This is a genomic window from Methylobacterium sp. J-076 (genome assembly GCF_022829405.1).
In the GTDB taxonomy this organism is placed as follows: Bacteria; Pseudomonadota; Alphaproteobacteria; order Rhizobiales; family Beijerinckiaceae; genus Methylobacterium.
The window spans coordinates 35,825-50,382 of record NZ_JAKSXW010000149.1; the positions used below are offsets into that span (position 1 = coordinate 35,825).

Annotated in this window: 14 protein-coding genes and 1 tRNA gene; 9 read left to right on the forward strand and 6 right to left on the reverse strand. The window is 70.0% G+C overall.

Features of this window, described 5'->3' with window-relative positions:
• Nucleotides 1-3: 3 nt before the first annotated feature.
• From MKK53_RS22310 to MKK53_RS22330, 5 genes are all read left to right on the forward strand, one after another.
• On the forward strand, nt 4-1,599 hold the full coding sequence (locus MKK53_RS22310) for an ABC transporter substrate-binding protein (RefSeq protein ID WP_243930960.1): 1,596 nt from the start codon (nt 4-6) through the stop codon (nt 1,597-1,599).
• Between the two features lie 7 nt (nt 1,600-1,606).
• Entirely contained in the window at nt 1,607-2,548 is a 942-nt protein-coding gene (locus tag MKK53_RS22315) for an ABC transporter permease (protein WP_243930961.1), read from the forward strand.
• A complete protein-coding gene (locus MKK53_RS22320; RefSeq protein ID WP_409564397.1) occupies nt 2,545-3,465 on the forward strand; it encodes an ABC transporter permease in 921 nt (306 codons plus the stop codon). The genes MKK53_RS22315 and MKK53_RS22320 overlap by 4 nt, the downstream gene beginning before the upstream one ends.
• A gap of 10 nt (nt 3,466-3,475) precedes the next feature.
• A complete protein-coding gene (locus MKK53_RS22325) occupies nt 3,476-4,474 on the forward strand; it encodes an ABC transporter ATP-binding protein (RefSeq protein WP_243930962.1) in 999 nt (332 codons plus the stop codon).
• Between the two features lie 118 nt (nt 4,475-4,592).
• The gene (locus tag MKK53_RS22330) at nt 4,593-5,618 is read left to right on the forward strand and encodes an ABC transporter ATP-binding protein (protein WP_243930963.1); all 1,026 of its coding nucleotides are present in this window, start codon (nt 4,593-4,595) and stop codon (nt 5,616-5,618) included.
• Here MKK53_RS22330 and MKK53_RS22335 read toward each other — a convergent pair.
• Nucleotides 5,585-5,905 (reverse strand): hypothetical protein, encoded by a 321-nt coding sequence (locus tag MKK53_RS22335; RefSeq protein ID WP_243930964.1) that lies wholly within the window; start codon nt 5,903-5,905, stop codon nt 5,585-5,587. The two genes, MKK53_RS22330 and MKK53_RS22335, sit on opposite strands and share 34 nt — an antisense overlap.
• 134 nt (nt 5,906-6,039) lie before the next feature.
• Between MKK53_RS22335 and selA the strand changes: the two genes are divergently transcribed.
• Nucleotides 6,040-7,446 (forward strand): L-seryl-tRNA(Sec) selenium transferase, encoded by a 1,407-nt coding sequence (gene selA, locus MKK53_RS22340; protein WP_243930965.1) that lies wholly within the window; start codon nt 6,040-6,042, stop codon nt 7,444-7,446.
• Between the two features lie 162 nt (nt 7,447-7,608).
• Nucleotides 7,609-8,079: a MarR family winged helix-turn-helix transcriptional regulator gene (locus MKK53_RS22345; RefSeq protein WP_243930966.1), complete on the forward strand. Its 471-nt coding sequence runs from the start codon at nt 7,609-7,611 to the stop codon at nt 8,077-8,079.
• Between the two features lie 12 nt (nt 8,080-8,091).
• Here the strand turns inward: MKK53_RS22345 and MKK53_RS22350 are convergent, their stop codons facing one another.
• The 5 genes from MKK53_RS22350 to MKK53_RS22370 all read right to left on the reverse strand — a co-directional run bounded on the left by MKK53_RS22350 (nt 8,092) and on the right by MKK53_RS22370 (nt 13,213).
• Entirely contained in the window at nt 8,092-9,465 is a 1,374-nt protein-coding gene (locus tag MKK53_RS22350; protein WP_243930967.1) for a pentapeptide repeat-containing protein, read from the reverse strand.
• A gap of 53 nt (nt 9,466-9,518) precedes the next feature.
• Complete coding sequence (locus MKK53_RS22355; protein WP_243930968.1) at nt 9,519-11,834, reverse strand: FdhF/YdeP family oxidoreductase; 2,316 nt, start codon at nt 11,832-11,834, stop codon at nt 9,519-9,521.
• Nucleotides 11,835-11,912: 78 nt separating this feature from the next.
• Nucleotides 11,913-12,200 carry an MTH1187 family thiamine-binding protein gene (locus MKK53_RS22360; RefSeq protein ID WP_243930969.1) on the reverse strand — a complete coding sequence of 96 codons (288 nt, stop codon included), beginning with the start codon at nt 12,198-12,200 and terminating at the stop codon, nt 11,913-11,915.
• Nucleotides 12,201-12,247: 47 nt separating this feature from the next.
• A tRNA-Gly gene (locus MKK53_RS22365) sits at nt 12,248-12,321 on the reverse strand.
• Nucleotides 12,322-12,367: 46 nt separating this feature from the next.
• Entirely contained in the window at nt 12,368-13,213 is an 846-nt protein-coding gene (locus MKK53_RS22370) for a 3-keto-5-aminohexanoate cleavage protein (RefSeq protein WP_243930970.1), read from the reverse strand.
• A gap of 143 nt (nt 13,214-13,356) precedes the next feature.
• Here MKK53_RS22370 and aroQ point away from each other — a divergent pair, with 143 nt between their 5' ends.
• Both aroQ and MKK53_RS22380 read left to right on the forward strand, forming a co-directional pair.
• Nucleotides 13,357-13,803: a type II 3-dehydroquinate dehydratase gene (gene aroQ, locus MKK53_RS22375; protein ID WP_243930971.1), complete on the forward strand. Its 447-nt coding sequence runs from the start codon at nt 13,357-13,359 to the stop codon at nt 13,801-13,803.
• A gap of 56 nt (nt 13,804-13,859) precedes the next feature.
• On the forward strand, nt 13,860-14,558 hold the full coding sequence (locus MKK53_RS22380) for an orotate phosphoribosyltransferase (RefSeq protein ID WP_243930972.1): 699 nt from the start codon (nt 13,860-13,862) through the stop codon (nt 14,556-14,558).

The following is a 14,558-nucleotide window of genomic DNA, read 5'->3' on the forward strand; positions in this document are numbered from 1 at the left end:
ACGATGGACCGCAGGACCTTCCTCAAGACTTCCGCCGCCCTCGGCGCCGCCGGCCTCGCGGCCCCCCGCCTCGCCGCGCCGGCCCTGGCGCAGGGCAGCAAGGCGCTGCGCTTCGTGCCCCAGTCGAACCTCGCGAACTTCGATCCGGTGTGGGGGACCCAGTACGTTGTGCGCAATGCCGGCGCCCTCGTCTGGGACATGCTCTACGGCGTCGATGCCGACCTGAAGCCCCAGCGGCAGATGGTCGAGTCGGAGGAGAAGAGCCCCGATGGGCTGACCTGGACCTTCCGCCTCCGGTCCGGCCTGAAGTTCCACGACGGCGAGCCGGTGCTCTCCAAGGACGTGGTGGCGAGCCTCACCCGCTGGATGGCCCGCGACCCGATCGGCGGCATGATCAAGGCGATCCAGGAGGAGCTGGTCGCGGTCGATGACCGGACGTTCCGCTGGGTGCTGAAGAAGCCGTTCCCGAAGCTGCTCTACGCCCTGGGCAAGACCAATGCCCCGGTGGCCTTCATCATGCCGGAGCGGATCGCCAAGACCGATCCGTTCACGCAGATCACCGAGTATGTCGGCTCGGGGCCGATGCGCTTCATGCGCAACGAGTGGGTGCCCGGCGCCCGGGCCGCCTTCGAGACCTTCAAGGAGTACAAGCCCCGCGACGAGCCGAGCTCGTGGCTGGCCGGCGGCAAGCGGATGCTGATCGACCGGCTGGAATGGATCATCATGCCCGATGCCGCCACCGCCGCGGCGGCGCTGCAGAACGGCGAGATCGACTGGTGGGAGAGCCCGATCCCCGACCTCGTGCCGCTCCTGCGCAAGGACGCGAACATCAAGGTGGACATCGCCGACCCGCTCGGCAACGTCGGCTCCTTCCGGATGAACCATCTCCACCCGCCCTTCGACAATCCGAAGATCAGGCAGGCGGTCCTCGTGGGCATGAACCAGGAGGATTACATGCGCGCCATCGTCGGCGACGACGAGGCCCTGTGGAGACCCCTGCCGGGGTTCTTCACCCCCGGCACGGCCCTGTATAGCGAGGCCGGCGGGGCGAACATCGGCAAGGGCGACATCAAGACCGCCCAGAGGATGCTCAAGGAGGCGGGCTACAAGGGCGAGAAGGTGGTCTGCATCGTGGCGCAGGACCAGCCGATCACCAAGGCGCAGGGCGACATCACCGCCGACCTCCTGAAGCAGATCGGCTTCAACGTCGACTTCGTGGCGACGGACTGGGGCACGGTGGGCACCCGCCGCGCGTCGAAGGCGCCCCCGTCCCAGGGCGGGTGGAACATGTTCCACACGTGGCACGCGGGGGCGGACGCCATCAATCCGGCGGGCTACCCGGCGGTGCGCGCCAACGGCGACAAGGCGTGGTTCGGCTGGCCGAACGTGCCGGCGGTGGAGGCCGGCATCGCCGAGTGGTTCGATGCCCCGGACCTCGCCACGGAGAAGGCGGCCATCGACAAGACGAACGCGGCGGCGCTCGATGGCGTCGTCTACGGGCCGACCGGCTTCTTCCTGAACTACCAAGCGTGGCGCGCCAACGTGTCGGGCGTCACGAAGGGGCCGATCCCGTTCGTCTGGGGCGTATCGAAGACCTGAGGTTCCGATGCTCGGTTACATTGGCAGGCGGATCCTCGCCACGATCCCGGTGATGGCGGTGGTGGGGCTGTTCGTCTTCAGCCTCCTCTACCTCTCCCCCGGCGACCCCGCCGCGATCATCGCGGGCGATCAGGCGACTCCCGCCGACATCGAGCGGATCCGGGCTTCGCTGGGTCTCGACCGGCCGTTCCTCGTCCGGTTCGGGGAGTGGGCGTGGCGGATCCTGCACGGCGACCTCGGGATCTCGATCTTCACCAACCTGCCGGTGACGACCATGATCGGGCAGCGGGTGGAACCCACCGTCTCGCTGATGCTCGTCACCCTGATCTTCGCCATCGTCGTGTCGGTGCCCCTCGGGGTGCTGGCCGCGTGGAAGGCGGGCTCGTGGGTCGACCGGCTGGTGATGGGGCTCGCCGTCACCGGGTTCTCGGTGCCGGTCTTCGTGGTGGGCTACGTGCTGGCCTACGTCTTCGCCCTCCAGCTCGGCTGGTTGCCGGTGCAGGGCTACACGCCCATCGCCCGGGGCCTGTGGCCCTGGCTGTCGAACCTGATCCTGCCCTCGGTGACCCTCGGCCTCGTCTACATCGCCCTCATCGCCCGGGTGACGCGGGCGACCATGCTCGACGTGCTGAACCAGGATTACGTCCGCACCGCCCGCGCCAAGGGCCTCGCCCAGCGCAACATCCTGTTCGTCCATGCCCTGAAGAACGCCGCGGTGCCCATCGTCACCGTCATCGGCATCGGCATCGCCCTGCTGATCGGCGGCGCGGTGGTGACGGAGACGGTGTTCGCCATCCCCGGCCTCGGCCGGCTGACGGTGGATGCGATCCTGCGGCGAGACTATCCGGTAATCCAGGGCGTCGTTCTGCTGTTCAGCTTCACCTACGTCCTGGTCAATCTCGCCATCGACCTGTTCTATACGATACTCGATCCGAGGATCCGCTATTGAGCGCGACGATCGCCCCCCCGATGGACGCCGCCGCCCCGGCCGTGGCGGCCCCCCTCCCGGACGTCATCCCCCCCCGCAAGGCCCGGGGCCCGGTCTGGCGCTTCGTGCGGCGCTACCCGACGGTGGTGGCGGGGGGCGTCATCCTCACGCTCATCCTCCTCGCCGCCCTGCTGGCCCCCTGGCTCGGCACCGTGGACCCCACGGCGCTCTCGCCGGCCAAGCGCACGCGCTTTCCCTCCGAGCAGTACTGGTTCGGCACCGACATGCTCGGGCGGGACATCTACTCCCGGGTGATCTACGGGGCGCGGGTCTCGTTGCTGATCGGTTTCTCGGTGGCGATCCTCGCCTCCATCGGCGGGCTGGCCATCGGCCTCGTCTCGGGGATGGTGCGCTGGCTCGACGGCATCGTCATGCGCATCGTGGACGGGATGATGTCGATCCCGCCGATCCTGCTCGCCATCGCCCTCATGGCGCTCACCCGCGGCTCGGTGCAGAACGTCATCGTCGCCATCACCATCGCGGAGATCCCCCGCGTCGCCCGGCTGGTGCGGGGCGTGGTGCTGTCGCTGCGCGAGCAGCCCTACGTCGAGGCGGCGGTGACGACCGGCACGCGGATGCCGGCGATCATCTGGCGGCACATCCTGCCCAACACCCTCGCGCCGATGACGGTGCAGGCCACCTACATCTGCGCCTCGGCGATGATCACCGAGGCGATCCTCTCCTTCATCGGCGCGGGCGTTCCGCCCTCGGTGCCGACCTGGGGCAACATCATGGCCGAGGGCCGGGCGCTCTGGCAGGTGAAGTTCTACATCATCCTGTTCCCGGCGGCGTTCCTCTCGCTCACCGTGCTGGCGGTGAACCTCGTCGGCGACGGCCTGCGCGACGCCCTCGACCCCCGCATGGCCAAGGAAGTGTGAGGCGCGACGCATGACACAGGCCCCACTCCTCGCCATCGAGAACCTGCAGGTCCACTTCCGCACCCCCGACGGGGTGAACCGGGCGGTCGATGGCGTCTCCTTCACCATCGGCGCCGGGGAGACGCTGGCCATCGTCGGCGAGTCCGGCTGCGGCAAGTCCGTCACCTCCATGTCGATCCTACGGCTGTTGCCCGAGCCGCCGGCCGCCATCGCGGGGGCGATCCGCTTCCAGGGCACCAACCTCCTCGACCTCACCGACAAGCAGATGCGGAAGATCCGCGGCAACGACATCAGCGTGATCTTCCAGGAGCCGATGACCAGCCTGAACCCGGTCCTCACGGTGGGCCGGCAGATCGGTGAGACCCTGCGCCTGCACCAGGGCCTCAGCCGGTCCCAGGCGGAGGAGCGGGCGGTGGAGATGCTGACCCTCGTCGGCATCCCCGAGCCGAAGCGCCGGGTGCGGGAATACCCGCACCAGCTCTCCGGCGGGATGCGCCAGCGGGTGATGATCGCCATCGCGCTGGCCTGCTCGCCCAAGCTCCTGATCGCCGACGAGCCGACCACCGCCCTCGACGTGACGATCCAGGCGCAAATCCTCGACCTGATGCGGGACCTGAAGCGCCGGGTCGGCGCGGCGATCATGTTGATCACCCACGACCTCGGCGTGGTGGCCGAGGTCGCCGACCGGGTGGTGGTGATGTATGCCGGCCGCAAGGTCGAGGAGGCGGCGGTGGCGGACCTGTTCCGCAGCCCGCGCCACCCCTACACGAAGGGCCTGATGGGGGCGGTGCCCCGCCTCGGTTCCGCCGCGCACGGCGAGATGACCCGGCTGGCCGAGATTCCGGGCATGGTGCCCAGCCTGAAATCGCGGATCGACGGTTGCGTCTTCGCCGGCCGCTGTCCGCAGGTCACCGACCTGTGCCGGACCAAGGCCCCCGCCCTGGAACGCAAGGGCGCCGCCCACTGGGCCGCCTGTCACTATGCGCCGAAGGACGCGCTGGCGGCGTGATGGCCCTTCAATCCGCGAAAACCTCCCCGTCGTCCCTCTTCCCCCCTGCTCCGCAGAGGGGGGAGGGGCGTGAGTGCGCGAGCGTCGTCTCGCTTCAATCCATTTCCGCGGGGCGGCCATGAGTGAGACCCTCTTGGAGGTCAACGACCTCAAGAAGCACTTCACCCTCGGCGGGGGCCTGTTCGGCCGGAACACGAAGGTGCTCAAGGCGGTGGACGGCCTGTCCTTCACCGTGTCCCGGGGGGAGACCCTCTCCCTCGTCGGCGAATCCGGCTGCGGCAAGTCCACGGTCGCCAAGGCCCTGATGCGCCTCTACCGGCCGACGGCGGGGCAGGTGGTGCTCGGCGGAACCCGGATCGACGAGATGTCGGACGGGGCCCTGCGCCCCCTGCGCCGTCGCATCCAGATGGTGTTCCAGGACCCGTTCTCGTCCCTGAACCCGCGGATGCGGGTCCGGGCGATCCTGGCCGAGCCGATCCGCAATTTCGGCCTCGCCCGGAACCGGGCCGACATGGAATCACGCCTCGTCCGGCTGATGGAGCGGGTCGGCCTGCCGCGGGATGCCCTGGGGCGTTACCCGCACGAATTCTCCGGCGGCCAGCGCCAGCGCATCGGCATCGCCCGGGCCCTGGCCGCCGAGCCGGACCTGATCATCTGCGACGAGGCGGTCTCGGCGCTCGACGTGTCGGTGAAGGCGCAGATCGTCAACCTGCTCTGCGATCTCCAGCGCGAGCTCGACCTCGCCCTGCTGTTCATCTCCCACGACCTCGCCATCGTGGAGCACATGACCCACCGCGTGGCGGTGATGTACCTCGGCAAGATCGTGGAGATCGGCCCCCGGCGGGAGCTGTTCCTGGCGCCCAAGCACCCCTACACGCAGGCCCTGCTCTCGGCGGTGCCGGTGCCGGAACCGGGGGCGGCCCGCACGCGGATCGTGCTGAAGGGCGACGTGCCGAGCCCCATCGCCCCGCCCCCCGGATGCCGCTTCCACACCCGCTGCCCGCACGCCTTCGACCGCTGCCGGACGGAGGTGCCCCAACTCGACCCGGTGGGCCGCGGCCATTACGCCGCCTGCCACCTCAACGACGGGTCACGGGCGGAGGCGGCGCCTCACTTGTCGATGGCGCTGACCGGCGTCCAGTAGCACTGGCCACCCCCGACCGTGGGCTGGAGGCAGGCGTAGCCGACCGTCCGCGACTCGAGGACGACTTCCTCGCCGGTCTTCCAGCCCTTGCACTCGCCGGAGTGGAGGCTCGCCTGGAGGAGCTGGCCGAAGCCGTTCTCGTCCCCCGCCTGGACGAGCTGGAACAGGCGCTCGGTGACTTCCTTGGCGTGGCAGCCGAACCGGTTCTTGGTGATGGTCTGGGTCTGGGCGGCGGCGTAGCCGGTGCCCAGGACAGTCAGTGCGAGGGCGAGGGTGGCTTTCTTCACGGATCCAACTCCTCCGGTGGTTGTGTTCGGCGCGGTCTTGCCGGGCGATCTGGTCGGAAATCGGATCGAAGGAAAGGTGTCGGATCGGCGCGGCGCCCTGGCGCGCCCGTCCGATTCCCTTATGTCAGCCTCCCATGACGCAGGCCCGCCCCGACACCGCCCCGGAGATGCGCCGGATCCCCTCCGTGGAACGGCTGCTGGCCCACCCGTCCGGCCTTCCGCTCGCGGAGGAGTTCGGCCGCACGGCGCTCACCGCCGCGGTCCGGGACGACCTCGCGCGGATCCGCGCGGGCGAGGCGCCGGGGGGGGACGAGGCCACCATCCTCGCCCGCTGCGCGGACGCCCTCGCCGCCGGGCGGCGTCCGTCCCTGCGGCCGGTCTTCAACCTGACGGGGACCGTGCTCCACACCAATCTCGGCCGGGCGCTGCTGCCCGCCTCCGCGGCCCGGGCGGTGGAGGCGGTGATGGTGCAGGCGACCAACCTCGAATTCGACCTCGCCACGGGCAACCGGGGCGAGCGGGATGACCACGTGGAGGGGCTGATCTGCCGCCTGACGGGGGCCGAGGCCGCCATCGTCGTCAACAACAACGCCGCGGCGGTGCTGCTGGTGCTCAACGCCCTGGCCATGCGCCGGGAGGTCGTGGTGTCCCGCGGCGAGCTGGTGGAGATCGGCGGCTCGTTCCGCGTACCCGACGTGATGGCGCGGGCCGGCTGCCGGATGCGCGAGGTGGGCACCACCAACCGCACCCACCTGCGCGATTTCGCGGACGCCTTCGGCCCCGCCACCGGGCTGGCGATGAAGGTCCATCCGAGCAACTACGCCATCACCGGCTTCACGGCCCAGCCCGATCCGGACGCGCTGCACGCGCTCTGCCGGGAGCGTGGCGTTCCCCTCGCGGAGGACCTCGGCAGCGGCAGCCTCATCGACCTCGCGGCCTACGGCCTGCCGCCGGAGCCCACGGTGAGCGCCGCCCTGGCCCGGGCCGACGTGGTCACGTTCAGCGGCGACAAGCTCCTCGGCGGCGTGCAATGCGGGATCGTCGCCGGGCGCAAGGACCTCCTCGCCCGCATCCGCAAGAGCCCCCTGAAGCGCGCTTTGCGGGTCGACAAGATGACCTACGCCGCGCTGGAGGCGGTGCTTCGGCTCTACCTGCACCCCGAACGGCTGCGCGACGAGCTGCCGACCCTGCGCCTGCTCACGCGAGAGAGGGCCGAGATCGCCGAGCAGGCGCACAGGCTCGTCCCCGCTGTCGCCGAACGGCTGGTCGGGTGGGCGACGGTGGCGGTCGCCGACGCCATGAGCCAGATCGGTTCCGGCGCCCTGCCGGTGGAAACCCTGCCGAGCGCGGCCCTGATGCTGACCCCCGAGGGGGGAGCCTCCCGCGCCCGCAGCGCCGGAGGACGCTGCCGACAGCTCGCACGGAGCCTCCGCGACCTGCCCGTGCCGATCATCGGCCGGATCAAGGATGACCGGGTTTTACTGGATTTGCGGACGCTGGAGGACGAAACGGGCTTCCTCGACAGCCTGTCGGCGTTGTAGGCCTGATATTGACGTCTGAGGTGCTAAGGTGCGCCGCCAGAGTGCAGGCGTACGGACAAGCCCCATGCGATCGTCCGACGCCGTGATAAGGCTGTGGAGCTGTACGAGTCCCGGCGGCACCGGGCGATGACGTCGACAGACAGTACTGGACGAGTGTTCGAGATGGCTCACACGGCAGAGACGATCGACCTTCCCCCTGCCACCGACCCGCTGCACCTCGATAACCAGCTTTGCTACGCGCTCTATGCCGCCGCGCACCGGATGACGAAGTCCTACCGGCCTTTGCTGCAGCGGCTCGGCCTGACCTATCCGCAATATCTCGTGCTGCTCGTCCTCTGGGAGCAAGACGGCGTGACCGTCTCGGAGATCGGCCGGCGGCTGCGGCTCGATTCGGGGACGCTGACCCCCGTGCTCAAGCGCCTCGAAGGGGCAGGCTTCCTGCGCCGGACCCGGCGGCAGAGCGACGAGCGCGAGGTCGAGATCGCCCTGACGCCGCAGGGCCAGGACCTGCGCGCCGAGGCCGCCGCCGTGCGGGAATCGGTGATGTGCCAGCTCGAGATGAGCGAGCCCGAGATCCGCAACCTGCGGCGGGAGCTCAACCTCGTCATCGACAGGCTCGGCACGGGCGAGTGAGCCCGGCGGGGCTCACCGCCTCAGGCGGTTGCCCAGGACGAAGCCGAACAGGCCCATCAGGATGATCCCCACCGCACCTTCGAGGCCCACGAGCAGGTTCGTGACCCGCCCCGTGGGCTTGAGGCCGATCTCCGGCGGGTTGGCGGTCATCATGTTGAGGGCGCTGTAGCTCATCAGATCGAGGGGGTTGTAGGTCGGTCCGGCCTCCGGCCCTTCGAGGATGATCAGCCCGCCGGTCATCCCGTAGAGGACGGCGAAGACGCCGATCAGCAGGGCGAAGGCGCGGGCGATGCGCGACAGGCTCTCGCCGTAGTCGCACAGCCATTCGACGAACCGGTCGGCGATCCAGCGGTAGCCATGCCGGGCGAAGGCTTGCCAGTCCCGCGCCGACCATGCGGAGGAGGCCTGCACCCCCGCGTGGTGGCGGCCCATCCGCCGACCGCGCTTGTAGGCCCAGCTCGCCGCATCCTGATCGCCGATGCTCTTCCAGTTCTGCTCCAGGGCGAGGTAGCTCGCCTGCGCCGCCGCGTAGGCGCCATCCACCTCCTCGCCGACCGCGCCGCCGAGCTGCTCGACATGCATCCGCGTGCCGTTGAGCCACGCCCCGGAGAAGCGGGCGTGGCGCAGCTGGCACGTGGCGAGGTTGAGGCGCACGAGGTTCGTGTCCGACAGGTCGGCGCCGGAGAAGTCCGCCCCGTCGAGCTTGGCGCCGGTGAAGCTCGCCCCGCGCAGGCGCGAGCCCGCCAGCACCGCCTTGGCGAGGCTGGCTCCTTCGAAATCCGCATGGGTCAGGTTGGCGTCGCCGAGCTTGGCCTCGTCCAGGCGCGCCTCGCGGAACACGGTGTCGTCCGCATCGGCCCCGGTGAAATCCGTGCCCCAGAGGTCGGCGCGGGTGAAGTCGGCCCCGTCGAGCAGCCCCTCGGACAGGTCGGCGAAGCGCATGGCCGCGCCACCGAACCGCGCATCCTCCATCATCGCCCGCGACAGGCGGATCTGCCCGGCGACGATCCCCGAGAAGTCCGCCCCCGAGAGGTCGGTCTCGGTGAGGTCGGCCTCTTCGAGGATCGCTCCGGCGAAGCGCGCCGAGCGACCCACCGCCCCGGCGAGCGTCGCCCGGCGGAGGTTGGCGCCGCCGAGATCCGCATCGTCGAGGCGGGCGCGGGAGAGGTCCGCCCCCACCAGCGCGAGGCCGCCGCTCTCCGCGTCGCGCCAGGGCGCGGGCTCGCCCTCGGTCGCCTGGGCGGCGAGGGTGTCGCGGCTGCAATCGAGCCGGGCGAGGTCGAGCCCCCGCGCCGCCACGGGCGTGGGGGTGCCGGCCTTGCCGAGCAGGTCGCGCAACCGTTGCTCCGGCGTCGCCGGGGCCGCCGCATGTGTCGTCTGGGTCATGGGCGATCCATGCCGGAGGCCGGCGTTTCGCGCCAGCCTCCCGGCCACCGATGTCAGGCCTCGGCGGTGATCCGCACGGCGATCGACTTGGCCGCGGGCGTCTTGGACTGCGCGTCGTGGTGCCAGAGGGGGATCAGCACGTTCATCTCGGGGTAGTAGCCCGCGCAATTCCCCTGGGGGATGTCGTAAGCCACGATCCGCAGGCCGCCGAGGCGCCGGTCCACCCCGTCATGGGCCACCGTCTCGACGGCGGCCTGCGCCCCATCCCGCAGGCCCAGCCGCGCGATGTCGGCCCGGTTCATGAACAGCACGTCGCGGGTGCCCTCGATGCCCCGGAACCGGTCGTGGTAGCCGTAGACCGTGGTGTTGAACTGGTCGTTCGACCGCAGGGTGATGAGGTCGAGGACCTCGCCGCCCCGCTCCGGCAGGTCGGGATCCGCCTCCAGGCCCCCCGGCACGGAGAAGTTCGCCTTGCCGGTCTCCGTTTCCCAGCGGCGCTGGCGGGCGGGCAGCGGCTTGGCGAGGCCGCCCGGATCGAACATCCGGCCGTTCAGGTCGTGGAACACGCTTGGGTAGGTCGCCTCGATGGCCTTGCGCACGAGGCCGTAATCACCGACCCAGGCGTCCCAATCGATCCGCGGGTTGGCCGGCACGCTCGCCTTGGCGATGCCGGCGATGATCGCGGGCTCCGAGCGCAGGTGCGGTCCGACCGGCTCGGCCACGCCCCGGGACCCGTGGAAGCGGGAGGTGGAATCCTCCATCGACACGCTCTGCGGGCCGCCCGCCTGATGGTCGATCTCGATGCGGCCGAGGCAGGGCAGGAGGTAGGCCACCTCGCCGTTGACGAGGTGCGAGCGGTTGAGCTTCGTGGCGATCTGCACGGTGAGGCGCTGCCCCCGCCACGCCGGCTCCATCACCCCCGTATCCGGCACGGCCCGCAGGAAGTTGCCGCCGAGGCCGATGAAGGCGCGGACGCTCCCGTCGAGGATGCCTTCGCAGGCTTCCACCGTGTTGAGCCCCTTCTCCATCGGCGGCTCGAAGCCGTAGAGTTCGCGCAGCTTGTCCATCGGTGCGAGTTCGGGCTTCTCGGTGATGCCGACCGTGCGCTGCCCCTGCACGTTGGAGTGACCGCGCACCGGGCAGATGCCCGCACCCGGCTTGCCGATGTTGCCGCGCAGGAGGAGCAGGTTGGCGAGCATCTGAACCGTCTCGGTGCCCCGGCGGTGCTGCGTCAGCCCCATCCCGTAGACGCCGATCACCGCCTTCGCCCGCGCATAGACCGAGGCGGCGCTCTCCAGGGCGTGGCGGCTCAGGCCGGAGCGCGCTTCGAGGGCGGCCCAGTCCTGCCCGTCGCAGAAGGCCTCGAAATCGGCGAGGCCGTGGGTGTGCTCGGCGATGAAGGCGTGGTCGAGGACGGGCGGGTGCCCGGTCTCCCGCGCCTCCCGGTCGGCGGCGAACAGCGCCTTGCACAGGCCGGTGATGGCGGCGAGGTCGCCCCCCGCCTTGACCTGATGGTACTGGGTCGAGATCTGCGTGGAGGACCGGGTCACCATCTCCAGCGGCGATTGCGGGTCGGTGAACCGCTCCAACCCACGCTCCTTCAGCGGGTTGAAGGTGATGATCGAGGCGCCCCGGCGCCGCGCCTCCTGCAGCGGATGCAGCATCCGCGGCGAGTTGGAGCCGACGTTCTGCCCGAAGAAGAACAGGAGGTCGGTCTCCTCGAAATCCTCCAGCCGCACGGTCCCGACCGGCGTGCCGATGGATTGCGGCAGGGCCACCGAGGTCGGCTCGTGGCACATGTTCGAGGAATCGGGGAGGTTGTTGTTGCCGTAGAGCCGGGCGAGCAGCGCGTACATGTAGCTCGACTCGAGGGAGGCCCGGCCGGAGGCGTAGAACACCACCGATTTCGGATCGAGCGCCTTCAGCTCGCGGCCGATCTCGGCATAGGCCTCTTCCCAGGTGCAGGGGCGGTAGCGGTCGCTGGCCCTGTCGTAGCGCATGGGGTGGGTGAGGCGCCCGGCCTCCTCGAGGGCGTAATCGCTCCAGCCGAGAAGGTCGGCGACCGTGTGCGCGGCGAACAGGTCCGGAGTCGCCCGGCGCCGGGTCTGCTCCCAGGCCGTGGCCTTGGCGCCGTTCTCGCAATACTCGAAGGCCAGCGGCTTGGCCGGCTTCGCCCAGGCGCAGGACGTGCACATGAAGCCGCCGGGCTTGTTCTGCTTGGTCAGCATGGCGGTGCCGGTGACGGGCACGCCCTCCCGGGTCAGGATCTCCAGGAGGGAGCGCGCCGAGCCCCAGCCGCCGGCGGGGCCATCGTAGGGCTCGATCCGCACCTTTCGGGCCCGGTCGTCCTGGCTGCTCGATCCGTCCATGACCGTCCCTCAAAGCTGCGGTGTCGCAGGTTGAACGCGACAGACACGGGAACGATCAATGGCAGGACGCCGCGGGCGTCAGGAAACGGCGGCGAGCTTGTCGGCCATGGTCTGCACCTTGTCCCGCCGGGTCGAGAAGATCAGCGTGAAGAAGGTCCGCTCGACGCCGAGTTCGGCCAGCCGCGCCTCGCATCTCTCGGCGAGGGCGCAGATGTCCGCGAGGTCCCCGTCGATGTTGGTGCCGTTGGGGTGCATGGTGGCGCTCAGCCCGCTCGACTCGATGATCGCCTTGATCTCGCGGACATAGGGCGACACGGACGGCCCTACGCCCATCGGTACGATGCACAGATCGGCTGAGACCTTCATGGGGCGATCCCAGAAACCTTGAGCCGGATGCCAGGGGGGAGACGGCGTGGAGCGGGTACCGGGAATCGAACCCGGGTATTCAGCTTGGAAGGCTGCTGCTCTACCATTGAGCTACACCCGCGCGGCGGTTCCTCTAGCATGCCCGCCCAGGCCTGAGAAGACGGATGTCAGGGCGCGAGCCCAAGGGCGGCGCGGGCCTCGGCGGGGCTGGCGACCCGGCGCCCGTGGCGGGCGACCGCCTCCGCCGCGAGGCCGACCAGTTCGGCGTTGCTCGCCGCCAGCCGGTCCTTCGTGACGCGGATGTTGTCCTCCAGGCCGGTGCGGACCGCGTCCGCCCCACGGGCCAGGGCCCAGTCCATCACCACCGCCTGGTTGCGGCCGATGCCGGCGGCGGTCCAGGTCGCCTTCGGCAGGGTGCGGCGGCACTCCGCGAGCAGGATGTCGAGGAGGTGCACGTCCGCCGGCATGGCGTTCTGCACGCCCATCACGAACTGGACGTGCGGGCGCTCGTCCATCAGCCCGGCGTCGATCAGGCGGCGGGCGCCGTGGATGTGCGACAGGTCGAAGATCTCGATCTCCGGGCGCACGCCGTACTGCTTCATCTGCGTGGCGAGGTCGGTGACGAGGCCGGCGGCGTTTTCGTAGACGATGCTCGGGAAGTTGACCGAGCCCGTCGACAGGGAGGCCATGTCCGGCCGGTGCTTCAGCGAAAGGCCCCGCGCCGCCGGATCACGCCCGCGCCCGCCGGTGGAGAACTGGACGATCAGGCCGGGACAGTGGCGGCGCAGGCCGTCCTGCACGGCGGCGAACCTGTCCGGGTCGGAGGAGGGGCTCTCGTCGTCGTTGCGGACGTGGATATGGGCCAGGGTCGCCCCCGCCTCGAACGCCCGATGGGTCGATTCGATCTGCTCGGCCACGGTCACCGGCACGGCCGGGTTGTCCTTCTTGCGCGGTACCGATCCGGTGATCGCCACCGCGATCACCACCGGCGCGTCGTTCCCGGATGCCGCCATCGCCCGTCTCCCGTCCCTGGCCGTGTCCCGCCCCGCGGGCGGTGATAGACCCTGGGTCGGCTTCATAGAAGGCCGCGCGGCCGGAGGGCTTGAGTCGCCGCCGCGATTGAAGCACCTCTGCCTTCCGGGCGGAGGCGAGGCGGATGGACGACACGGTGCTGGTCCTGAACGGGCCGAACCTCAACCTGCTCGGCAAACGCCAGCCGGAGATCTACGGCAGCGCCACGCTCCACGATGTCGAGGCGCTGTGCCGGGCCACCGCCGCGGAGTTCGGGCTGCGGGCCGAGTGCCGCCAGAGCAACGCCGAGCACGTGCTGATCGACGCGATCCACGAATTCCGCGTCGGCACGGCCGGCATCGTCATCAATGCCGGGGCCTACACCCACACCTCCGTGGCGATCCTCGATGCGCTGAATGCCTGCGAGGTGCCGGTGATCGAGTGCCACATCTCGAACGTCCACCGCCGGGAGGCGTTTCGCCACCACTCCTACGTGTCGAAGGCGGCCACCGCCGTGCTCGCCGGCTTCGGCATCCACGGCTATTCGCTGGCGATTCGGCATCTCGCCCGTCTGCGCTCCGCAGAGGGTTGACGACCGCCCGCGATGGCCTGAGGAACGGAGGAGTCCGCACCCTTGAGCGCCGCGATATGACCTCTTTCCTGCCGATCGACCGGAAACTGATTGCCCGCGAGGCGGCCAAGATGTTCCTGGAGATCGAGGCCGTCCACTTCTACAAGGGCGAGCCCTTCAAGTTCACCTCCGGCTGGGCGAGCCCGGTCTACACCGATTGCCGGAAGATCATCTCCTATCCCCGGCTGCGCACGGCGCTGATCGACTTCGCGGTCTCGACCATCGTGCGCGAGGTCGGATACGAGTCGCTGACGCATATCGCCGGCGGCGAGACCGCGGGCATCCCCTTCGCCGCCTGGATCGCCGACCGGCTCGGCCTGCCGATGCAGTACGTGCGCAAGAAGCCCAAGGGGTTCGGCCGCAACGCGCAGATCGAGGGCGAGGTGGTGGAGGGCGCCAAGACCCTCCTCGTGGAGGATCTCGCCACCGACGGGCGCAGCAAGGTCACCTTCTGCCAGGCCCTGCGGGATGCGGGCGCGATCGTCGATCACTGCTTCGTGCTCTTCTACTACGACATCTTCCCCGACAGCGCCGAGCTGCTGAAGGAGACCGGCATCAAGCTGCACGCCCTCACCACGTGGTGGGACGTGCTGGAGGTGGCCAAGGAGATGGGCACCTTCGACCCGGTGACCTTGAAGGAGGTCGAGAGCTTCCTGCACGAGCCGGCCGCGTGGTCCTCCGCCCATGGCGGCATCTCCGCCTTCGGCCAGGGCTGA

Excerpts from the sequence above, each read along its gene's own strand:
- MKK53_RS22350 (WP_243930967.1), bottom strand. The coding sequence starts at position 9,465 with ATGACCCAGACGACACATGCGGCGGCCCCGGCGACGCCGGAGCAACGG.
- MKK53_RS22315 (WP_243930961.1), top strand. The coding sequence starts at position 1,607 with ATGCTCGGTTACATTGGCAGGCGGATCCTCGCCACGATCCCGGTGATG.
- aroQ (WP_243930971.1), top strand. The coding sequence starts at position 13,357 with ATGGACGACACGGTGCTGGTCCTGAACGGGCCGAACCTCAACCTGCTC.
- MKK53_RS22370 (WP_243930970.1), bottom strand. The coding sequence starts at position 13,213 with ATGGCGGCATCCGGGAACGACGCGCCGGTGGTGATCGCGGTGGCGATC.
- MKK53_RS22345 (WP_243930966.1), top strand. The coding sequence starts at position 7,609 with ATGGCTCACACGGCAGAGACGATCGACCTTCCCCCTGCCACCGACCCG.
- MKK53_RS22310 (WP_243930960.1), top strand. The coding sequence starts at position 4 with ATGGACCGCAGGACCTTCCTCAAGACTTCCGCCGCCCTCGGCGCCGCC.
- MKK53_RS22360 (WP_243930969.1), bottom strand. The coding sequence starts at position 12,200 with ATGAAGGTCTCAGCCGATCTGTGCATCGTACCGATGGGCGTAGGGCCG.
- selA (WP_243930965.1), top strand. The coding sequence starts at position 6,040 with ATGACGCAGGCCCGCCCCGACACCGCCCCGGAGATGCGCCGGATCCCC.
- MKK53_RS22330 (WP_243930963.1), top strand. The coding sequence starts at position 4,593 with ATGAGTGAGACCCTCTTGGAGGTCAACGACCTCAAGAAGCACTTCACC.
- MKK53_RS22325 (WP_243930962.1), top strand. The coding sequence starts at position 3,476 with ATGACACAGGCCCCACTCCTCGCCATCGAGAACCTGCAGGTCCACTTC.
- MKK53_RS22355 (WP_243930968.1), bottom strand. The coding sequence starts at position 11,834 with ATGGACGGATCGAGCAGCCAGGACGACCGGGCCCGAAAGGTGCGGATC.
- MKK53_RS22380 (WP_243930972.1), top strand. The coding sequence starts at position 13,860 with ATGACCTCTTTCCTGCCGATCGACCGGAAACTGATTGCCCGCGAGGCG.